Below are 18874 nucleotides of genomic sequence, written 5' to 3' on the forward strand. Positions count from 1 at the left end.
ACTGGCCTGTAAAACGTGTGATTAGCGGTAGATAAACGCGCTGGCGTGCAGGTTGCCGTTGCTTCCCGGCTCATGAGTGAGCTCTGCACGGTAATATTTGGCGCTGTGCGCGTCGGCCTCGTCATTGAGCGCCTCGTCCGCTTCATGCTCAGTGGCGAAGTTATGATTGATATAGATAACGCCTAAGCTGTGCACATCGTCCATATTGCGGGCTTGCTGGTTGTTGAGTTTAATTGCCGCTGCGGCATTGGCGCTAAGCAGCAAGGTTGTTAGTAATATTGCGATGTATTTCATGATGTTATGCTCCGATAAAACGCCGTTTTTTAGTTTTTCACCATCTCTCCTCCTTATGTTCGAGGCCTGTTTAAAGTTTACGCGTTAGCCCAAAAAGGTATCGCGACCATTTCTGATGCTGTCGTTCAAAAAATTGCCGTAATGCGTTGTGCTTAATTCTAATTCGCCTGGCGCTCTTCTCTTTGCGCTTAGTGCGAATTATTTGTGCAATTGCCTTGAGTTTGGCTGGGGACATCAGTATTATGACGCGTCAATTTTTCAGCCGACCTTTAACACGTTCCTTGCCTCCCCGGGATTCGGCTGACCCAGACAGGAGGCTGAATAATCCGTAAGGAGCAATTCGATGCGTCATTACGAAATCGTTTTTATGGTCCATCCTGACCAGAGCGAACAGGTTCCGGGCATGATCGAACGTTACACTGGTGCAATCACTGCAGCAGAAGGTACGATCCACCGTCTGGAAGACTGGGGCCGCCGTCAGCTGGCTTACCCGATCAACAAACTGCACAAAGCACACTACGTTCTGTTGAACGTTGAAGCTCCGCAGGAAGTGATCGATGAGCTGGAAACAAACTTCCGCTTCAACGATGCCGTTATCCGCAGCATGGTTATGCGTACTAAACACGCTGTTACCGAAGCATCTCCGATGGTTAAAGCGAAAGACGAGCGTCGTGAGCGTCGCGATGATTTCGCAAATGAAACCGCAGATGATGCAGATGCTGGGGATTCTGAAGAGTAATTACTGATGGCCAACCGCCTGGTGTTGTCCGGCACAGTGTGCAGGGCGCCGCTTCGTAAGGTCAGCCCGTCAGGAATTCCTCACTGCCAGTTCGTGCTTGAGCACCGTTCTGTGCAGGAGGAAGCCGGTTTCCACCGGCAGGCGTGGTGCCAAATGCCTGTAATAATCAGCGGGCAGGAGAACCAGGCCATTACTCACAGTATAACGGTCGGCAGCGCAGTAACTGTTCAGGGGTTCATCAGTTGCCACAAGGCAAAGAACGGCTTGAGCAAAATGGTTCTGCATGCCGAGCAGATTGAATTGATAGATTCTGGAGACTAGCCAAATGGCACGTTATTTCCGTCGTCGCAAGTTCTGCCGTTTCACCGCGGAAGGCGTTCAAGAGATCGACTATAAAGATATCGCTACGCTGAAAAACTACATCACCGAAAGCGGTAAGATTGTCCCGAGCCGTATCACCGGTACCCGTGCAAAATATCAGCGCCAGCTGGCACGCGCTATCAAACGCGCTCGCTACCTGTCCCTGCTGCCGTACACTGATCGTCATCAGTAATCGGTCACGGTCCATTAATACGACTTTGAGAGGATAAGGTAATGCAAGTTATTCTGCTTGATAAAGTAGCAAACCTGGGTAGCCTGGGTGATCAGGTTAACGTTAAAGCGGGCTACGCTCGTAACTTCCTGGTACCGCAGGGTAAAGCTGTTCCGGCTACCAAGAAAAACGTTGAGTATTTCGAAGCACGTCGCGCTGAACTGGAAGCCAAACTGGCTGACGTTCTGGCGGCTGCTAACGCTCGCGCTGAAAGCATCAATGCACTGGGCTCTGTTACCATCGCGTCTAAATCTGGCGACGAAGGTAAACTGTTCGGTTCCATCGGTACTCGCGACATCGCTGACGCTGTAACTGCAGCTGGCGTGAAAGTTGCGAAGAGCGAAGTTCGCCTGCCGAACGGCGTTCTGCGTACTGTTGGTGAGCACGAAGTGGACTTCCAGGTTCACAGCGAAGTATTCGCTAAACTGACTGTAAACGTTGTTGCTGAGTAATTCGTTACTCTAAAACAATGTGTAAAACGCCGGCCTTGTGCCGGCGTTTTGCTTTTCAGACCTCGCAGAACAAGCCATTATGGCTTGTTTAATCGCGCATTCTGACGCATCCTCGGATAATAATTGAAACGCAATTTTATCTTTGAGATTTGTCATGGAAACCGCTCTGCCCGCGTCCGTTTTTGCCCGCCGAAATGTGGCTTACGCCTGCGCCACGCTCTGTTGTCTGCTGTGGGGTAGCTCCTACCCGGCCATTAAAAACGGCTACGAACTCTTTCACATCGCCACCGACGACATCCCGTCAAAAGTGGTATTTGCCGGTTATCGTTTCTTGTTTGCAGGTGTGTTGCTGCTGCTGTTTGCGCTGGCGCAGCGCAAACCGATCGGTCGATTATCGGCTATGCAGTTTGGGCAACTGACGGTGCTCGGGTTAACGCAAACGACCCTGCAATACACCTTCTTCTATATTGGGCTTGCTTATACTACCGGCGTAAACGGGTCGATCATGAATGCGACCGGCACCTTCTTCAGCGTGCTGCTGGCGCACTTTATCTATCAAAACGACAAGCTCAGCTACAACAAAGGCCTCGGCTGTATTTTGGGCTTTGCCGGCGTCATGCTGGTGAACTTCCACAGCGGTATGCGTGACTTTGTTTTTGTCTGGAACGGCGACGGTTTCATTGTGCTGGCGGCGTTTATCCTCTCTGCCGCCACGCTGTATGGCAAACGTATTTCCCAGACGGTCGATCCGACGGTGATGACCGGCTGGCAGTTGGCTATTGGCGGTATCGCGCTGCTGATTGGCGGCTATCTGTCGGGTGGAACGCTGGCGGTGCATAGCCTCAGCGCAGTGGCGATCCTCGGCTATCTTACGCTGCTGTCGTCGGTGGCGTTCGCTTTGTGGAGCATGCTGTTGAAAGTGAACCGCGTCAGTATGATCGCGCCGTTCAATTTCGTGATACCGGTTGCCGGTACGGTGCTCTCCGCCATTTTCCTCGGTGAAAATATTCTCGATATCAAATACGCGGTCGCACTGGTGCTGGTCTGCTCAGGGATCTGGTGGGTCAACAAACGAGCCGGGTAACGCGTTACCCGGCACAGTGGATTAACGTGCGCGGATAAAACTACCGTCCGGCTGGCGGGTAAACAGTACCGGCTGACCGCCGGTTTCGATGGTCAGCCCGGTGACTACGCCATTGGCGTTCTGGCGGATTTTCACCATTTGGCCGCTTTGCAGGCTGCTCAGTGGTTTACCGTCACCTTCCACTTTCGCCATCGCATAGACATCGGTTGGCGGCAAATTGTGATCGCGAAACAGTTGCGCCAGCGTTTTCCCCTCTTCAACGCGGTAAGCGCGCCACTGCTGCTCAATGCCGCTGGAAGAGGGCAGCGTGTTCTGCGCTACATGCTGGCGCGGTTGCTGTTGCTCGACGGGTTCCTGCTGTTGCATGGACGCTTCCGCACTCGGCGCGGTCTGCTGCGGCTCGCTCAGCACCTGCGGCGGTGTGGGTTCCGTTGAGGAAGGTTGCGGCTGTGAAGCGGTGGGAAGATTGAGTTGCGCTTCGCGAGCGCCGGATGGCGCAGTGGCGCGGTTGCTGTCGTCAGTTGACGGTAACAGAAAACCGATAACCACCAGCAAAGCCGCGAAGATCAGGCCGCGACGGTGCAATGGCGGGAGCGGATCCATCAGGCGAAAATGGTCCGGGGCATGCCAGATTTTCACCAGGGTAGGTTTCAGTTCAAATCGCCCGGGCATGGCTTTCCTCCTGCTCCGCGTCATTTAGTGTCCTGTCTCGTTGAGTATATACACTTTATCCCGCAACCGCGGCGTGCGCCGTTTTTAACTGCCTGAAAGTCGACAAAAAGCTGCATTTTGTGAGCGCAATTCGGGATAAATCTTACTTGCTGTATTCTTTCCCTTTCCCTGCGATTTGTCATCTTTCCTGCGACAAAGTTTTACCCGGTGCAGCGCGGCTGTTATGCTGCGCGCTACCTTAAAAAGCGATGAAAGGAAAACCCATGACAACCCCAACTTTTGACACGATCGAAGCGCAAGCCAGCTACGGCATTGGTTTGCAGGTAGGACAGCAGCTGAGCGAATCCGGGTTAGAGGGGCTGTTACCGGAAGCGCTGGTCGCAGGCATCGCTGATGCACTGGAAGGCAAACAACCCGCTGTTCCGGTAGATGTTGTACATCGTGCGCTGCGTGAAATTCACGAGCGTGCCGACGCTGTGCGTCGTTCCCGTTTCGAAGAGATGGCAGCGGAAGGTGTGAAATATCTGGAAGAAAACCGCGAGCGTGAAGGCGTGAACAGCACCGAATCCGGTCTGCAATTCCGCGTGCTCACCCAGGGCGAAGGCGCTATCCCGGCGCGTACCGACCGTGTGCGTGTGCACTACACCGGTAAACTGATTGACGGCAGCGTGTTTGACAGCTCCGTTGCGCGCGGCGAACCGGCTGAATTCCCGGTTAACGGCGTAATTGCTGGCTGGATCGAAGCCCTGACGCTGATGCCGGTAGGTTCCAAATGGGAACTGACGATTCCGCACAACCTCGCGTACGGCGAGCGCGGCGCTGGCGCGTCTATTCCGCCGTTCAGCACGCTGGTATTTGAAGTGGAACTGCTGGAAATTCTGTAATTCCCCGCATGAATGCCTCTTCCCGTCAGGGAAGGGGCTACACCTTGTGCGCTGATCGTTTGTTAATAAAACCAATACCGACAGATTATCTTGCAAATGGCGCAATCGGGTGTATTTTTGTGAGCTATTTCGCGTTACCTGAGTGATATGACACTCACTTTAAACAAATATTTAACATTGTTTTTAATTCCGAGTATTCATCCCGCCGATTCTTACCTAATATCTTTGCGTCCATACAAGGGCGGAACACGCAACTAAAAAAGGCCAGTAGAGCCCCAACAACACAGACAGGAATACAACATGGTAGATCAGGTTAAAGTCGTGGCCGACGAACAGGCTTCGACTGAACAGTCGCTACGGCGAAATCTCACAAACCGGCATATTCAGCTCATCGCCATTGGCGGTGCCATCGGAACCGGGCTGTTTATGGGCTCCGGGAAAACCATCAGCCTCGCCGGTCCGTCGATCATTTTTGTCTATATGATCATCGGCTTTATGCTGTTTTTCGTCATGCGCGCCATGGGTGAATTACTGCTGTCGAATCTCGAATATAAATCCTTTAGCGACTTCGCCGCCGACCTGTTAGGGCCGTGGGCGGGGTATTTTACCGGCTGGACGTACTGGTTTTGCTGGGTGGTAACCGGTATGGCGGATGTCGTCGCTATCACGGCTTATGCGCAGTTCTGGTTCCCGGGACTTGCCGATTGGGTAGCGGCGCTGGCCGTTGTCGTCGTGCTGCTGAGCCTCAATCTCGCGACGGTAAAAATGTTCGGCGAGATGGAGTTCTGGTTTGCGATGATCAAAATCGTCGCCATTGTCGCGCTGATTATCGTGGGGGTAGTGATGGTGCTGATGCACTTTAAATCCCCGACCGGCGTTGAAGCCTCCTTCTCGCATCTGTGGAATGACGGCGGCTGGTTCCCGAAAGGTATCAGTGGGTTCTTTGCCGGTTTCCAGATTGCGGTGTTTGCCTTTGTGGGGATTGAACTGGTCGGTACGACCGCAGCGGAAACCAAAGATCCGGAGAAATCCCTGCCGCGCGCCATCAACTCGATCCCGGTGCGCATCATTATGTTCTACGTTTTCGCGCTGATTGTGATCATGTCGGTGACACCGTGGAGTTCTGTGGTGGCGGATAAAAGCCCGTTTGTTGAGCTGTTCGTGCTGGTGGGGATTCCGGCGGCGGCGAGCATTATCAACTTCGTGGTGCTGACCTCGGCGGCGTCTTCCGCCAACAGCGGCGTCTTCTCCACCAGCCGGATGCTGTTCGGCCTGGCGCAGGATGGCGTAGCGCCGAAAGCGTTCGCTAAGCTCTCTAAACGCGCGGTACCGGCAAAAGGGCTGACCTTCTCCTGTATCTGCCTGCTGGGCGGCGTAGTGATGTTGTATGTGAACCCAAGCGCGATTGCCGCGTTCACCATGATCACTACCGTATCAGCGATCCTGTTTATGTTCGTCTGGACTATCATCCTCTGCTCGTACCTGGTGTATCGTAAGCAGCGCCCGCAGTTGCATGAAAAGTCGAACTATAAAATGCCGCTGGGCAAAATGATGTGCTGGGTGTGCATGGCGTTCTTCGCCTTTGTGCTGGTGCTGCTGACGCTGGAAGCGGATACCCGCCAGGCGCTGATCGTGACGCCGTTGTGGTTTGTGGTGCTGGGCGCGGGCTGGCTGTACGCGGGCAAAAAGCGTCTGGCTAACCGCCAGCCATAAAAAAAGAGCCGCGCGGCGGCTCTAAACTTCCATGAATCAGGGCGCTCTCGGGCGCCTTTATTTATTCGCCAGCGAGGGCACGCGGGAACAGATTGTTGTTTTCCAGGCTGATGTGTTCCATCAGATCGTCAATCAACGTGTTGATGCCGTTATACATCGCCTTCCAGGTGGTGCAGGCTTCCGGCGGCGGCGTAACGTTATTGGTAATGTGTTTGATCACTTCCAGCAGTTCGCCCGCTTCATCATGCTCGCTTTCCATTACGCTTATCGGCCCCATCGCCTGCGAGCCCATGCCCTGTTTGATCATTGGGAACAGGATCTGCTCCTCTTTCATCATGTGGCTGGACAGCTCTTCATGCAGCATCGTCAGATATTTGGTTAAGCCGCGCGGAACGTTCGGTTTATCGGCGTGGACGCGCTCGACTTTGGTGGCCTGCAGGATCAGTTCCGGCAGTTGTTCGCGGTGACGGTCATGGTAACGCACGATAATGTGGTCGATGATTTCCGCCAGCCCCGCCACGCGCCAGTCTTTCTCAATCGGCTGCCCGGCAAGCGTCGCCAGCTCGGCTTCGATGACGTCAATATCCAGCTCTTTGCGGGCCGCAGAACGTCCCAGCGTCTGCTTACCGCCGCAGCAGTAATCCATATCATATTTACGGAACAGTGCGGAGGCGCGGGGGATAGAGAGCGCCAGCTCACCCAGGGGTTGATCGCGGAAAGCCATAGCAGTTACCTCATGTGTAATTTATAAGTTGTATTTTAAATGCATCTTTAAGCCGATGATATACCCCTTTTGGGGTGGCGGAAATCGCCTTATTCCTTTCTTACACGAAAAAAATGTGATATTCATCACAAAAAATATTACGAATTTAACATGTTGAATAGCGGTGTTTTTATTGGAAATTACGGGATTGCGGCCTGCATCACAATTAAACAACTCCGCGCCGCTGCCGATACCAAGACTCCAGACAATATCCTGCACGCTATAAAGGCTTACAATGTTCAAAAGAATAAAAGTTATTACTTTATTAATCATGGTATTACTTGTACTTGGTGCAATGCAGCTGATCTCCGCTGGCGTGTTCATCAGTGCGCTTAATAACGATAAAAACAACTTCAATGTTTCTCAGGTTTCCAGCCAGAACGTTTCCGAATTTACCGATGCCTGGATCAGCCTCAACCAGGCGCGTGTGACGCTGAACCGCGGCATGCTGCGTCTGCAAAGTAGCACTGCCAGCCAGATTAATGGCGGCCAGCTTAATGAACTGGTGCAAACGGCCACCAACTTGCTGAACCAGGCGCAACAGCATTTCGAGAAGTACAAAACCATTCCGGACACGCCAGGGCTGGATAAAGCGTTGTCGAAAGATCTGGAAACGCAATACGGCATCTACCATGCGACGCTGACAGAGATGAACCGTCTGCTGCTCGCCGGGAATCTGGAAGATATGTTCCGCCAGAACGCCGAAGCGAAACAAGTTGCCATGCAGAAGAGCTATCGCGCGTGGCGCGATGCGCAAACCGTACTGGCGAGTGAAGGGATCGTCCAGAATGAACGCGATTACCAGCGTATCCTGTGGATCCTTGGCACCGTGATGCTGGTCGTGCTGGCGGTGATTGTCATGAGCTGGGTTGCGATGCAGCGCGTCCTGCTGAAGCCGTTGCATGAGGTGATGGGCCATATCCGCCATATCGCAAGCGGCGATTTGACGCATGACATCGACGCCGAAGGCAAAAACGAAATGGCGCTGCTGGCGCAGAATGTGCTGGAAATGCAGCAGTCGCTGGTGAAAACCGTGAGCGTCGTTCGCGATGGCGCAGACACCATTTACACTGGCGCGGGTGAAATTTCTGCCGGCAGTAACGATCTCTCTTCACGCACTGAGCAGCAGGCTGCTTCTCTGGAAGAGACCGCCGCCAGCATGGAGCAGCTCACCGCGACGGTGAAACAGAACGCCGACAACGCTCGCCAGGCGACACAACTGGCGCTGAATGCGTCCGGTACCGCGAAGAAAGGCGGTGACGTGGTTGATGGCGTAGTGCGCACCATGGATGAGATTGCCACCAGTTCCAGCAAAATCGCGCAGATCACCAACGTGATTGACGGTATCGCCTTCCAGACTAACATCCTGGCGCTGAACGCCGCCGTTGAAGCGGCGCGCGCGGGCGAACAAGGCCGTGGCTTTGCCGTGGTTGCGGGCGAAGTGCGTACCCTGGCGCAGCGCAGTGCGCAGGCAGCGAAAGAGATTAAAGGGCTGATTGAAGACTCTGGTAATCGTGTCAATGCGGGTGCCGCACTGGTGCATGAAGCCGGGGAAACCATGGCTGAAATCGTCAGCGCCGTCACGCGCGTGACCGACATTATGGGCGAAATCTCGTCTGCGTCTGACGAGCAGAGCCGTGGTATCGATCAGGTGGGTCAGGCCGTTGCCGAGATGGACCGCGTTACTCAGCAGAACGCCTCGCTGGTAGAAGAGTCCGCCGCTGCCGCTGCGGCACTGGAAGAGCAGGCCGCGCGCCTGACTGAAACCGTGGCGGTATTCAAGGTCAACCGTACGCGCAGCGCACGCCGTCCGGCGTTAGTCACGCCAGCCAGCAAACCGCAGGCCAAAGCGAGCGAAAGCTTCAGCGAAGCCAACTGGGAAACGTTCTAATCCCGCGAGCGTGGTATTCAGATCAAAACCCGGCGCTTGCCGGGTTTTTTATTGCCCTCGGAAAAGCCTCTCCTCAGGGTGTGCTCAGCAAAAACACCGCGCTCTGCCTTATTCCCTTTGGATGTACATTCCTTGAACAAGTGGAACCTGCTTTTCGCGCCGCTTGTCGGCGCGAAACTAATACGAAAGTTACTTTTTACTCTGCGCTAAGCGCGGTGACGCTGGCTTTTTGCGGCTTCGACAGCACCGCCATCAGTACGCCGCCAACCAGCAAGACAATACCGCAGACGGTGAGCAGCGGCGGCAAGCTGTGGCGCAGCATAAAGGTATAGAGCAGCCCGGCCAGCGTTTCAAAGACGATCAATGGGCCAACAATCACCGTCGGGAGCCGCTGGCAGGCAATGTTCCAGCACAATGCACCCACCCACGAGCAGAGCACCGCAATGGCGAACATCAGCGTGATAAACACCAGCGGACGCGGCCCGAAGGGTAGGGTGAAATCAGGTTGCTGGACGCCAAGCCACAGGCATGCCGCAAGGTAACCCACCAGTGACACCGGCAGCGTCACCAGCGCTTGTGCTGTGGCCCACATCATCGGGTTTTTGTCCGGGTTTTCCCGCAGCCAGCGGGCATTGCGCAACGCATACCAGGCCCAGCAGGCGACCGAGGTGAAAGCCAGCACAATACCGGAACCGTAGCGCCAGCCGCTGAAATTGGGCAGCCCGTGGCGCAGTTCGGCGATATTCACGCAGCCTAACCCCAGCGCAATACAGACCAGTGCAGGAGCAAGCCGCCGCCATGAAAGTTTGCCGTCACGCTGGCTGTAGAGCAGGTTAGCGCACACCGGGATCACCACCGGCAGCGTGGCGATAATCATCGTCGACACCGGCGCGCCCGTGCGCTGAATGGCGCTTGCCAGGCAGACGTAATAGATAAGGTTGCCCATGACTGTCAGCCATAAGGCGGTGAACCAGTCGCTGCGCGTAAGCTGGCGCAAGCGCGCGCGACCCAGCCACGCCAGCGGCAGGGCGATAATCCCCAGAGCCAGATAGCGCCCTGTAGATTGCAGCGCCGCCGGGTAATCCGGCACGATCAACGGGCCGACAAAAATAAGCCCCCACAACAGCCCGGCAAGCAGGGCATACAACACACCACTAATCATCTTTCCACCTACATTTACATCGGCAGCGAACAGTGTAGGAGAGCGACGGGCGGGAATATTGTATGAGATTGCGCATTAACGGCGCGTGACTTGCTTTTGGTAACGCACCGGCGTGATGCCGTAGCGGTGCGTAAATGCGCGGGTGAGGTGTGATTGATCGGTCAGGCCGGTAACGGCGGCGACATCGGCGGCGGCCATGCCCTGGGTCAGAAACGATTTGGCGCGCCACAGGCGGATCGCCATCAGCATCTGGTGCGGGGTGACATGAAAATGCGCCTTGAACTGGCGTTGAAAATGGTACGGGCTGAGCGCCGCGACTTTCGCCAGTTCATCGAGCGTCAGGCTGTGCATATAGTTGTCATGCAGGTAATCGCGCACGCGCTCAAACCGGTGCGCGCCTTCCGGGCGCTGCGGCGCATGGTGCGCCAGCGGGCGGAAGGTATCGATGAGATCCAGCAAAATCCCCTGTTGCGCCAGCGGATCGTCGGTGTGCCACAAGCCGTGGATCTGGGTGCAGATCAGCCGGGTGCGCAGCGGATCGTGGCGCATCACATCGCTAAACCACCAGTGGCGGATCCCGGTGACCTCTTCCAGGAGATTGGGCTCAAGATAAACCATGCGATAGCGCCAGCCGTCGGCAGTTTCCGCTTCGCCAGTGTGCAGCTCGTCAGGGTTCATGGTGACCACGGAATGCATCGGCGCGACATACTGCGTACCGCGATAACGAAAGCGTTCGGCACCGGCTTCGATAGCGCCAATGCCAAACGCTTCATGGGTGTGCGGCTCAAAGGCGTAACGCGAAATATGCGCGTGGTACAACTCCACCCCTGGCAGTAACGCCAGGTGGCGAAAGCGCGCGCAATCTCGCTCGTCAGTAAACTGCTCAGGTACGCCTTCCACGGTCTCTCTCCACACGGGTCATCCCTTCATTATTAGGGATGGCCCGGCGGGAGGCTACAAAAATTAACCACTTTGTAACCTTTACAGAAGGTCGTTGACGCTCTTTTCAATCGATGTGGTCGGGCGGCCAATCAATTTGCTGAGCGTTTTACTGTCATCAAACAAGCCACCTTTGGCGGCACCCGCATCGGAATCCGCCAGCATGGTGGCGAGCCAGTCCGGCAGGCCAGCGCCTTTCAGCGCGGCGGCGAAGTCGGTTTCGCTCAGGTTCTGATAGACCACGTTTTTACCGCTGGCTTTGCTGAGCAGTGCGGCCAGTTCAGTGAGCGTCCAGCCGTTATCACCGGCCAGTTCATACACTTTGCCCGCATGCCCTTCTTCACTTATCACGCGCGCGGCGGCGGCAGCGTAATCGGCGCGAGTAGCAGAGGCGATTTTGCCGTCACCCGCGGCGCCAATAAATACACCATGGGCCAGTGCCGCTGGCGCGCTTGCCAGGTAGTTTTCGCTGTACCAGCCGTTACGCAGCAGGGCATAAGGAATGCCGGAATCGGCGAGCATGTTCTCGGTTTCAACGTGTTCAACATGCAGGCCAAGCGGGGATTTATCGGCGTGCAGCAGGCTGGTGTAAGCAATGAATTTCACCCCGGCTGCTTTGGCGGCGTTAATCACATTGCGATGTTGCGCGGCGCGCTGACCCACTTCGCTGCTGGAGATCAGCAGCAGCTTGTTCACGCCTGCCAGCGCCTGGGTGAACGCGGCCTGGTCGCCATAATCGGCCTGGCGAACCAGCACGCCTTGTTTGCTGAGCGCTTCGGCTTTCGCCGGGTTACGGACGATAGCGACAATCTCTTTTGCCGCCACGGTTTTCAGCAGTTCTTCTACCACAAACTGGCCCAGTTGGCCGGTCGCGCCGGTGAGTGCGATCATGAGTATTCTCCTTCGGTGTTCGGTGAGTGTTGTGGTACGCTACCACCTTAACTAACTTTTAGTAAGTACGTACAAAAAGGTAAGTATGAAAACGCAATCCCGACCGCAAACATTGAGTGAACAGATCCGCGACGGCAATCTGTTCGCCGAGCAGTGTCCCTCGCGGGATATTCTGAAACATGTCACCAGCCGCTGGGGGGTGCTGATTCTGGTGGCGCTACGCGATGGCACTCACCGCTTTAGCGATTTGCGCCGCAAAATGGGCGGCGTCAGTGAAAAGATGCTGGCGCAGAGCCTGCAATGGCTGGAGCAGGATGGCTTTATCAACCGCGTGGCTTACCCGGTGGTGCCGCCGCATGTCGAGTATAGCCTGACCCCGCTGGGTGAGCAGGTAAGCGAGAAAGTCGCTGCGCTTGCTGACTGGATCGAACTGAATGTTCCGCAGGTACTGGCCTTCCGCGATGAACGGGAAGGCCAGCAGGCGTTGGTTGAATAACTACTTGTTTAACTGAACGTTATAGATAGCAAAGCCAATCTCGTCGTTGGCGACTTTCGCCATCGGGTAGCGAGCTTTCTCTTTGATAAACGCGGCGGCTTTGTCCGTGGGCGCGGTTTCAAAACGAATATCCAGCTTGGTGTCGCTGTGAATGGGCGCCAGTTGCCAGTTGTTGTCGGCAGCCGGGTGAATTTCGCCTGCGCGTTGGGTTTCATCGCTTATCCACTTCGCCAGCACCGCGCGGTTTTCATCCGGCGAGGCAAAGGCAATATGGCTGTCGCCGGTACCGGCAAACTTGCCGCCGTAGGCGCGGTAGTTATTGGTCGCGACGAGGAACACGGCGTTCGGATCAATCGGCTTGCCGTTAAAGGTCAGATTTTTAATACGTTCTGCCTGCGGGTTAACACTCTGGCATTCGCCGTCGTAGCGCGCCGGTTGCGTCACATCAATCTGGTAGTTCACACCATCAATGACATCGAAGTTATAGGTGCGGAAACCGTCCCAGTTGATCAGGCTTTGCGGCTTATCACTGTGCGGATCGATCTGGTTAAACTGGCCGGCGGAGCACTCCAGCCACTCTTTCACCTCTTTGCCGGTCGCTTTCACCACCACCAGCGTGTTCGGGTAGAGGTACAAATCGGCGGCATTGCGGAAGGTTAACTGGCCTTTTTCCACTTCGACATAACTGGCGGGATCATTCTTGCGACCGCCCACTTTAAACGGTGCGGCAGCGGAAAGCACCGGCAATTTTGCCAGATCCGGATCGCCCTGAATAAAGTGCTCAACGTAGGCTTTTTGCGCGTTGTTCACCACCTGCACGGTCGGATCGTCCTGCACCAGCGCCAGGTAGCTGTACATGTTGTCGGCGGATTTGCCGATCGGTTTACCGACAAACTCGCGGGTGGCATCGTGATCGTGCTTGAGGATCTGCACCAGCTTGCTGTCTTCGCCAACGAGGGCTTTTTTCGCCGCCGCGTCATAAATCGGGCGCGCTTCGGCTTTGGATTCGCGCACCTGCCATTTGCCAGAATCATTGTTCAGCACCAGATCGACCACGCCAAGATGATCGCCCCACATGCCAGGCATCACGGACGGAATGCCGTTCAACGTTCCTTTCTTGATATCCGCGCCTTTTATCGCCGCAAAATCTTTACCCGGGAAGACGGCATGGGCGTGACCAAACAGGATCGCATCAACACCTGGCACTTCGCTGAGGTAATAAACGGAGTTTTCCGCCATCGCCTGATACGGCTCAGTCGACAGTCCGGAGTGTGCGACCACAACCACCAAATCCGCGCCTTTGGCGCGCATTTCCGGCACATATTTACGCGCGGTTTCGGTGATGTCGTTCACCGTCACTTTGCCGCTCAGGTTGGCTTTATCCCAGACCATGATCTGCGGCGGCACAAAGCCGATATAACCGATGCGCAGCGAGTGCGTTTTGCCTTCGCTGTCGGTTACCGGCGTCTCTTTGATTAAGTAAGGTGTGAAGAGCGGCTTTTGGCTTTTCGCATCAATGATATTGGCATTTACATACGGGAATTTCGCGCCAGCCAGCGCCTTGTGCAGGTAATCCAGACCGTAGTTGAATTCGTGGTTGCCCAGGTTGCCGACGGCGTAATCAAGGGTGTTCATCGCTTTATACACCGGGTGAACTTCCCCTGCTTTCAGCCCTTTCGCCGCCATATAATCGCCCAACGGGCTGCCCTGGATTAAGTCGCCATTATCCACCAGCACGCTGTTTTTGACTTCATTTCGCGCGGCGTTAATTAGGCTTGCGGTGCGCACCAGGCCGAATTTTTCCGTCGCCGTGTCTTTGTAGTAATCAAAATCCATCATGTTGCTATGCAAATCAGTGGTTTCCAGAATACGTAAATCCACCGTTGCAGCCTGCACGCTGGCCGCAATCAGCGTGGCCAGAAGCGTTGCACTAAACTTAATCATCAGAGGCATCCTTTTTCGATCTAAGCCACAAAAGAAAGTGTTATGTACATTTTGTTGCTTACAGAATTGTGAATACTGCCATAAAAGCGCGCAAAGAAAACGCAATCGCTATCACAGATGGCAGATTCCGCCGCAATACGATATAAGTAAAACAATGAGTTACAAACCACTGAACAGAAGAGGTGGAAAATGTTAGATGCAATTTGCCAGCTCGCGCGCGAAGCGGGCGATGCCATTATGCAGGTCTACGATGGGCATAAGCCGATGGAAGTCACCAGCAAAGTGGATGACTCACCGGTGACAGCCGCCGATATTGCCGCCCACGGGGTGATTGTGCGCGGCTTACAGGCGTTGACACCGGACATTCCGGTGCTGTCTGAAGAAGATCCGCCCAGTTGGGAGGTTCGCCAGACATGGGGACGTTACTGGCTGGTGGATCCGCTGGACGGCACCAAAGAGTTCATCAAGCGCAACGGCGAATTTACCGTCAATATTGCCCTAATTGAGGACGGAAAACCGGTGCTCGGCGTGGTTTACGCACCGGTACTGAAAGTGATGTATTCCGCCGCAGAAGGGAAAGCGTGGAAAGATGAAGCGGGGCATCATCAGCAGATTCAGGTGCGCGATGCCCGTCCGCCGCTGGTGGTGGTGAGCCGCTCACACGCGGACGATGAACTGAAAGAGTATTTACAGCACCTTGGCGAACACCAGACCACCGCGATTGGCTCTTCGCTGAAGTTCTGCCTGGTGGCGGAAGGCAAAGCGCAGCTTTACCCGCGCTTTGGGCCAACCAGCGTCTGGGACACGGCGGCGGGCCATGCGGTGGCGGTCGCCGCCGGGGCGCATGTTCACGACTGGCAGGGACGCACACTGGATTACACCCCGCGTGAATCCTTCCTCAACCCCGGCTTTCGGGTTTCGCTCTACTGATTAAGCAGCTTGTGCAGCAGGTCGATGACTTGCTGCACCTCTTGCTGGCTCAGCCCGCCATCTTTTGCGTACTGTACGCGCCCGTCTTTATCCAGTACCACAATCGCCGAGCTCTCCTCGTCCAGTTTCCAGGCTTTGCGCGTCACGCCTTCGCTATCCACAATAAATTGTGACCACGGATAGAGCTTCTTATTGCTTTCGATACTGCTGCGCACAAACATCGCGCTGCCGGGAATGGCGTCATCGGTGTTAACGATGGTGGTGGTTTGGTATTTATCGTGCGGCAGTTTTGCGGATTTGATCGCTTCAATCAGCGCGGCATTCTTCTCTTTTGCTGACGTTCGACCAGCAATATGCTGCACCACTCGCACTTTGCCTGGAAGTTGGGCGCTATTCCATTTTTTATAGCTAAACTTGTCGTTATCCAGCATCAACTCCCCTCTGTCGGCTATGCCCACAGGCGGCACGCGTTGGTTGTTTTCAAAATTATGGGCTGAAGCAACCAGCGGCAGTAACAGGCATGTCGCTGCCAGGATGTTACGTAGGGTCATGGCGTTTCCTTATTATCTCTTGTGTTTGTGCAGGTGATCCGACCACTTGGGCTCGCGTTTTAATCATAAATGCGATCAATGCCTTTTTCCCGCAATCTGGATGCCAGTTTGCGGGCGAACGCACATAACCGCGAAAAAATGTGGGCTTATACTGCGCAGAGTAAGGTGTTGAAAAGAATATTCTGAATAATTGTCATCAAAAGGTAAATAAAGTTATTCACACTATGTATAGGTTAGGTTCTGAACTATAGTCATTGAGCATTAAAATTTGCGCTCACCTACGTTGGTCCGATTGTGGAACCGCAAGAGCGTAATGTTTCACAGGAGATACAAGAATGAAAATTTTCCAGCGTTACAACCCACTTCAGGTGGCTAAGTACGTAAAAATCCTGTTTCGTGGACGGTTGTATATCAAGGACGTTGGCGCTTTCGAGTTCGATAAGGGCAAAATCCTTATCCCGAAAGTGAAAGACAAACAGCATCTGTCTGTCATGTCTGAAGTTAACCGTCAGGTGCTGCGTTTGCAGACCGAGATGGCTTAACAGCTGTGCTATGCAGTAGTTCAAGTACTATAAAAAACGGCCCCAAAGGGGCCGTTGACATTTCTGCGGTAGATTACGCCGCGCCTTTACCTTCGGCATCCGGCAGCTTCGGCGTTAACACCGCCGCGCGGGTATCAATGCGCGTTACCAGCAACTGATCGATGCGGTAGTTATCAATGTCCACCACTTCGAATTTGTAGCCGGAAAACTTCACCGCATCGGTGCGTTTCGGGATTTTACGCAGCATAAACATCATAAAGCCACCGATGGTTTCGTAGTTTCCGGACTGCGGGAATTCATCGATATCCAGTACGCGCATCACGTCATCAATCGGTGTACCGCCGTCAATCAGCCACGAGTTTTCATCACGCGCGACGATCATCTCTTCCACCTGACCAACCAGATCGCCCATCAGTGTCGTCATTACATCGTTAAGGGTGATAACGCCCACCACCAGCGCGTATTCGTTCATGATCACCGCGAAGTCTTCGCCAGCGGTTTTGAAACTTTCCAGCGCTTCAGAGAGCGTTAACGTATCCGGAACAATCAACGTATTGCGGATCTGCACACCGCTATTCAGCGCCATGCTCTGGTTTGCCAGTACGCGGTTGAGCAGATCTTTGGAATCGACATAGCCGACAATGTGGTCGATATCATCGTTACAGACCAGAAACTTCGAGTGCGGATGTTCCGACACTTTCTTTTTCAGGCTCTGCTCATCTTCGTGCAGATCGAACCAAATGACGTTTTCGCGTGAGGTCATGGATGACGGCACCGTGCGCGATTCCAGTTCAAACACGTTCTCAATCAGTTCGTGTTCCTGCTTACGCAGCACCCCGGCTAACGCACCGGCTTCCACCACCGCGTAAATATCGTCAGAGGTGATGTCATCTTTACGCGCCATCGGCAGTTTGAAGATGCGGAAAATGACGTTGGCCAGGCCGTTGAAAAACCAGACCAGCGGGCGGAAAACAAATAAGCAGAAGCGCATCGGGTTGATGATACGCAAAGCCACGGCTTCAGGCGCAATCATACCGATGCGTTTCGGGGTGAGATCGGCAAACAGGATGAACAACCCGGTTACCAGCGAGAAAGAGATAATAAAGCTAAGTTGTTCGGCAAGCTCCGGTGAAACGACATTGATCAGCAGGCCGTGAAAAACGGGGGAGAATGCCGCGTCGCCGACGATACCGCCAAGAATGGCAACGGCGTTAAGACCGATTTGCACCACCGTAAAGAACATACCAGGCGTTTCCTGCATTTTTAAAATGCGTTGCGCGTTGATATTGCCTTCATCGGCCAGCAGTTTGAGCTTAATTTTTCGCGATGCGGCGAGTGAGATCTCGGACAACGAGAAAAACGCACTTACCGCGATCAGACAGAGTATGACTAAGATACTGTTTAACATAATTTATCCAGCTATTAACCGGATCCTCGGAAGGGGTTTTGAATATCCATGTGGTAAACACTAATGAAAGCCGGCCCGAAGCGGTGGACCGGCAATTTCGAGGGGTAGTATAGCGTAAGCCTGTTGCAGGCTGCCAGAGGCTTAATTTGCGCCGTTTTTCGGCGATAAAAGCTGCAGCTTTTTAAGGGTTAAGCTGCGGCGGCAAACAAACGCCAATACCGCCGATACCGCAGTAGCCGTGCGGGTTTTTATACAAATATTGTTGATGCTCATCTTCCGCGTAATAGAACGGCGTCGCGGCTTTGATTTCGGTCGTCACCTGGCGCGCGTCGCCTGCGCTGCGCATTGCTTGCTGGAAGCGCGCAAGGCTGGCTTGTGCGGCATCGCTTTGCTCTGGCGTCAGCGGGTAAATCCCGGAACGGTACTGGGTGCCCGAATCATTACCCTGACGCATACCCTGCGCCGGATCGTGGTTTTCCCAGAAAACCTGCAGCAGTTTTTCGTAACTCACCACGTTCGGGTCGTAAACCACACGCACCGCTTCCGCATGGCCGGTCAGGCCGGAACAGACTTCGCGGTAGGTCGGATTCGGCGTGTAGCCGCCGGTATAGCCAGCAGCCGTGCTATAAACCCCGTCTAACTGCCAGAACAGGCGTTCCACGCCCCAGAAACAGCCCATCGCGAACAGGGCGACTTCCATTCCTTCCGGAACATGACTCATTGAATGCTCGTTAACAGCATGTAAACTGGCAACGGGCATCGGTGTATTGCGTCCGGGCAATGCATCTGATTGGGAAACAAGCTCTTTTTTATCGAACAGACTCACGGTGATACCTCCCGGAGGGGCTAATTGCGGTTAGGGTTGTGTTGCGGCCTGTGTTTTAACACAATAAACGCCATAAAGCAGACTAGATTTAAACATAAGAA

Annotated in this window: 21 protein-coding genes; 11 read left to right on the forward strand and 10 right to left on the reverse strand. The window is 54.4% G+C overall.

Annotation, left to right across the window (positions count from 1 at the left end):
• Positions 1-21: 21 nt before the first annotated feature.
• Positions 22-294 (reverse strand): DUF1471 family protein YjfY, encoded by a 273-nt coding sequence (yjfY, locus tag JKP81_RS13405; RefSeq protein ID WP_045513716.1) that lies wholly within the window; start codon positions 292-294, stop codon positions 22-24.
• 343 nt (positions 295-637) lie between these two features.
• Here yjfY and rpsF point away from each other — a divergent pair, with 343 nt between their 5' ends.
• The 5 genes from rpsF to JKP81_RS13430 all read left to right on the forward strand — a co-directional run bounded on the left by rpsF (position 638) and on the right by JKP81_RS13430 (position 3161).
• Positions 638-1033 (forward strand): 30S ribosomal protein S6, encoded by a 396-nt coding sequence (gene rpsF / locus JKP81_RS13410; protein ID WP_006686337.1) that lies wholly within the window; start codon positions 638-640, stop codon positions 1031-1033.
• A gap of 6 nt (positions 1034-1039) precedes the next feature.
• Positions 1040-1354: a primosomal replication protein N gene (priB, locus tag JKP81_RS13415; RefSeq protein ID WP_017459147.1), complete on the forward strand. Its 315-nt coding sequence runs from the start codon at positions 1040-1042 to the stop codon at positions 1352-1354.
• A gap of 4 nt (positions 1355-1358) precedes the next feature.
• On the forward strand, positions 1359-1586 hold the full coding sequence (gene rpsR / locus JKP81_RS13420; RefSeq protein WP_000135199.1) for a 30S ribosomal protein S18: 228 nt from the start codon (positions 1359-1361) through the stop codon (positions 1584-1586).
• 41 nt (positions 1587-1627) lie between these two features.
• Complete coding sequence (gene rplI / locus JKP81_RS13425; RefSeq protein ID WP_017459146.1) at positions 1628-2077, forward strand: 50S ribosomal protein L9; 450 nt, start codon at positions 1628-1630, stop codon at positions 2075-2077.
• Between the two features lie 154 nt (positions 2078-2231).
• A complete protein-coding gene (locus JKP81_RS13430; RefSeq protein WP_200552132.1) occupies positions 2232-3161 on the forward strand; it encodes a DMT family transporter in 930 nt (309 codons plus the stop codon).
• A gap of 21 nt (positions 3162-3182) precedes the next feature.
• Here the strand turns inward: JKP81_RS13430 and JKP81_RS13435 are convergent, their stop codons facing one another.
• A complete protein-coding gene (locus JKP81_RS13435) occupies positions 3183-3833 on the reverse strand; it encodes a LysM-like peptidoglycan-binding domain-containing protein (protein ID WP_200552133.1) in 651 nt (216 codons plus the stop codon).
• Between the two features lie 263 nt (positions 3834-4096).
• On the opposite strand from JKP81_RS13435, the gene fklB reads away from it, so the two are divergent.
• Together fklB and cycA are read left to right on the forward strand one after the other, a co-directional pair.
• On the forward strand, positions 4097-4717 hold the full coding sequence (gene fklB / locus JKP81_RS13440) for an FKBP-type peptidyl-prolyl cis-trans isomerase (RefSeq protein ID WP_200552134.1): 621 nt from the start codon (positions 4097-4099) through the stop codon (positions 4715-4717).
• 300 nt (positions 4718-5017) lie between these two features.
• The gene (gene cycA / locus JKP81_RS13445; protein WP_017459142.1) at positions 5018-6430 is read left to right on the forward strand and encodes a D-serine/D-alanine/glycine transporter; all 1413 of its coding nucleotides are present in this window, start codon (positions 5018-5020) and stop codon (positions 6428-6430) included.
• A gap of 61 nt (positions 6431-6491) precedes the next feature.
• On the opposite strand, the gene ytfE is transcribed toward cycA, so the two are convergent.
• The gene (gene ytfE / locus JKP81_RS13450; RefSeq protein WP_097406616.1) at positions 6492-7154 is read right to left on the reverse strand and encodes an iron-sulfur cluster repair protein YtfE; all 663 of its coding nucleotides are present in this window, start codon (positions 7152-7154) and stop codon (positions 6492-6494) included.
• Positions 7155-7428: 274 nt separating this feature from the next.
• Here ytfE and JKP81_RS13455 point away from each other — a divergent pair, with 274 nt between their 5' ends.
• On the forward strand, positions 7429-9084 hold the full coding sequence (locus JKP81_RS13455; protein WP_200552135.1) for a methyl-accepting chemotaxis protein: 1656 nt from the start codon (positions 7429-7431) through the stop codon (positions 9082-9084).
• A 196-nt stretch (positions 9085-9280) separates the two neighbouring features.
• On the opposite strand, the gene JKP81_RS13460 is transcribed toward JKP81_RS13455, so the two are convergent.
• The 3 genes from JKP81_RS13460 to JKP81_RS13470 form a co-directional block, all read right to left on the reverse strand.
• The gene (locus JKP81_RS13460; RefSeq protein ID WP_200552136.1) at positions 9281-10246 is read right to left on the reverse strand and encodes a DMT family transporter; all 966 of its coding nucleotides are present in this window, start codon (positions 10244-10246) and stop codon (positions 9281-9283) included.
• Between the two features lie 75 nt (positions 10247-10321).
• Positions 10322-11146 carry an AraC family transcriptional regulator gene (locus JKP81_RS13465; RefSeq protein ID WP_200552213.1) on the reverse strand — a complete coding sequence of 275 codons (825 nt, stop codon included), beginning with the start codon at positions 11144-11146 and terminating at the stop codon, positions 10322-10324.
• An 81-nt stretch (positions 11147-11227) separates the two neighbouring features.
• Entirely contained in the window at positions 11228-12076 is an 849-nt protein-coding gene (locus tag JKP81_RS13470; protein WP_200552137.1) for an SDR family oxidoreductase, read from the reverse strand.
• A gap of 85 nt (positions 12077-12161) precedes the next feature.
• Here JKP81_RS13470 and JKP81_RS13475 point away from each other — a divergent pair, with 85 nt between their 5' ends.
• Positions 12162-12572: a helix-turn-helix domain-containing protein gene (locus JKP81_RS13475; protein ID WP_200552138.1), complete on the forward strand. Its 411-nt coding sequence runs from the start codon at positions 12162-12164 to the stop codon at positions 12570-12572.
• Here the strand turns inward: JKP81_RS13475 and JKP81_RS13480 are convergent, their stop codons facing one another.
• Entirely contained in the window at positions 12573-14516 is a 1944-nt protein-coding gene (locus JKP81_RS13480; RefSeq protein ID WP_200552139.1) for a bifunctional 2',3'-cyclic-nucleotide 2'-phosphodiesterase/3'-nucleotidase, read from the reverse strand.
• 189 nt (positions 14517-14705) lie between these two features.
• Between JKP81_RS13480 and cysQ the strand changes: the two genes are divergently transcribed.
• Positions 14706-15446: a 3'(2'),5'-bisphosphate nucleotidase CysQ gene (gene cysQ / locus JKP81_RS13485; RefSeq protein WP_200552140.1), complete on the forward strand. Its 741-nt coding sequence runs from the start codon at positions 14706-14708 to the stop codon at positions 15444-15446.
• Here cysQ and JKP81_RS13490 read toward each other — a convergent pair.
• The gene (locus JKP81_RS13490) at positions 15440-15997 is read right to left on the reverse strand and encodes a YtfJ family protein (RefSeq protein WP_200552141.1); all 558 of its coding nucleotides are present in this window, start codon (positions 15995-15997) and stop codon (positions 15440-15442) included. The two genes, cysQ and JKP81_RS13490, sit on opposite strands and share 7 nt — an antisense overlap.
• Before the next feature lie 335 nt (positions 15998-16332).
• Here JKP81_RS13490 and JKP81_RS13495 point away from each other — a divergent pair, with 335 nt between their 5' ends.
• Complete coding sequence (locus JKP81_RS13495; RefSeq protein WP_004857160.1) at positions 16333-16539, forward strand: DUF1107 domain-containing protein; 207 nt, start codon at positions 16333-16335, stop codon at positions 16537-16539.
• A 73-nt stretch (positions 16540-16612) separates the two neighbouring features.
• Here the strand turns inward: JKP81_RS13495 and JKP81_RS13500 are convergent, their stop codons facing one another.
• Both JKP81_RS13500 and msrA read right to left on the reverse strand, forming a co-directional pair.
• The gene (locus JKP81_RS13500; protein ID WP_017459132.1) at positions 16613-17947 is read right to left on the reverse strand and encodes a hemolysin family protein; all 1335 of its coding nucleotides are present in this window, start codon (positions 17945-17947) and stop codon (positions 16613-16615) included.
• Between the two features lie 181 nt (positions 17948-18128).
• Positions 18129-18773, reverse strand: a complete 645-nt coding sequence (gene msrA, locus JKP81_RS13505; protein ID WP_200552142.1) for a peptide-methionine (S)-S-oxide reductase MsrA — start codon at positions 18771-18773, stop codon at positions 18129-18131.
• Between the last annotated feature and the right edge of the window lie 101 nt (positions 18774-18874).

Source organism: Kosakonia sp. LAM2021 (assembly GCF_016620385.1).
Taxonomy (GTDB): domain Bacteria; phylum Pseudomonadota; class Gammaproteobacteria; order Enterobacterales; family Enterobacteriaceae; genus Kosakonia; species Kosakonia sacchari.

Bases quoted from the DNA above. Each gene is read 5' to 3' on its own strand.
- rpsR (WP_000135199.1), top strand. From the start codon at position 1,359: ATGGCACGTTATTTCCGTCGTCGCAAGTTCTGCCGTTTCACCGCGGAA.
- JKP81_RS13490 (WP_200552141.1), bottom strand. From the start codon at position 15,997: ATGACCCTACGTAACATCCTGGCAGCGACATGCCTGTTACTGCCGCTG.
- JKP81_RS13495 (WP_004857160.1), top strand. From the start codon at position 16,333: ATGAAAATTTTCCAGCGTTACAACCCACTTCAGGTGGCTAAGTACGTA.
- JKP81_RS13475 (WP_200552138.1), top strand. From the start codon at position 12,162: ATGAAAACGCAATCCCGACCGCAAACATTGAGTGAACAGATCCGCGAC.
- ytfE (WP_097406616.1), bottom strand. From the start codon at position 7,154: ATGGCTTTCCGCGATCAACCCCTGGGTGAGCTGGCGCTCTCTATCCCC.
- JKP81_RS13455 (WP_200552135.1), top strand. From the start codon at position 7,429: ATGTTCAAAAGAATAAAAGTTATTACTTTATTAATCATGGTATTACTT.
- rplI (WP_017459146.1), top strand. From the start codon at position 1,628: ATGCAAGTTATTCTGCTTGATAAAGTAGCAAACCTGGGTAGCCTGGGT.
- JKP81_RS13480 (WP_200552139.1), bottom strand. From the start codon at position 14,516: ATGATTAAGTTTAGTGCAACGCTTCTGGCCACGCTGATTGCGGCCAGC.
- cysQ (WP_200552140.1), top strand. From the start codon at position 14,706: ATGTTAGATGCAATTTGCCAGCTCGCGCGCGAAGCGGGCGATGCCATT.
- JKP81_RS13500 (WP_017459132.1), bottom strand. From the start codon at position 17,947: ATGTTAAACAGTATCTTAGTCATACTCTGTCTGATCGCGGTAAGTGCG.
- JKP81_RS13460 (WP_200552136.1), bottom strand. From the start codon at position 10,246: ATGATTAGTGGTGTGTTGTATGCCCTGCTTGCCGGGCTGTTGTGGGGG.
- fklB (WP_200552134.1), top strand. From the start codon at position 4,097: ATGACAACCCCAACTTTTGACACGATCGAAGCGCAAGCCAGCTACGGC.
- JKP81_RS13435 (WP_200552133.1), bottom strand. From the start codon at position 3,833: ATGCCCGGGCGATTTGAACTGAAACCTACCCTGGTGAAAATCTGGCAT.
- JKP81_RS13430 (WP_200552132.1), top strand. From the start codon at position 2,232: ATGGAAACCGCTCTGCCCGCGTCCGTTTTTGCCCGCCGAAATGTGGCT.
- yjfY (WP_045513716.1), bottom strand. From the start codon at position 294: ATGAAATACATCGCAATATTACTAACAACCTTGCTGCTTAGCGCCAAT.
- priB (WP_017459147.1), top strand. From the start codon at position 1,040: ATGGCCAACCGCCTGGTGTTGTCCGGCACAGTGTGCAGGGCGCCGCTT.
- JKP81_RS13470 (WP_200552137.1), bottom strand. From the start codon at position 12,076: ATGATCGCACTCACCGGCGCGACCGGCCAACTGGGCCAGTTTGTGGTA.
- cycA (WP_017459142.1), top strand. From the start codon at position 5,018: ATGGTAGATCAGGTTAAAGTCGTGGCCGACGAACAGGCTTCGACTGAA.
- rpsF (WP_006686337.1), top strand. From the start codon at position 638: ATGCGTCATTACGAAATCGTTTTTATGGTCCATCCTGACCAGAGCGAA.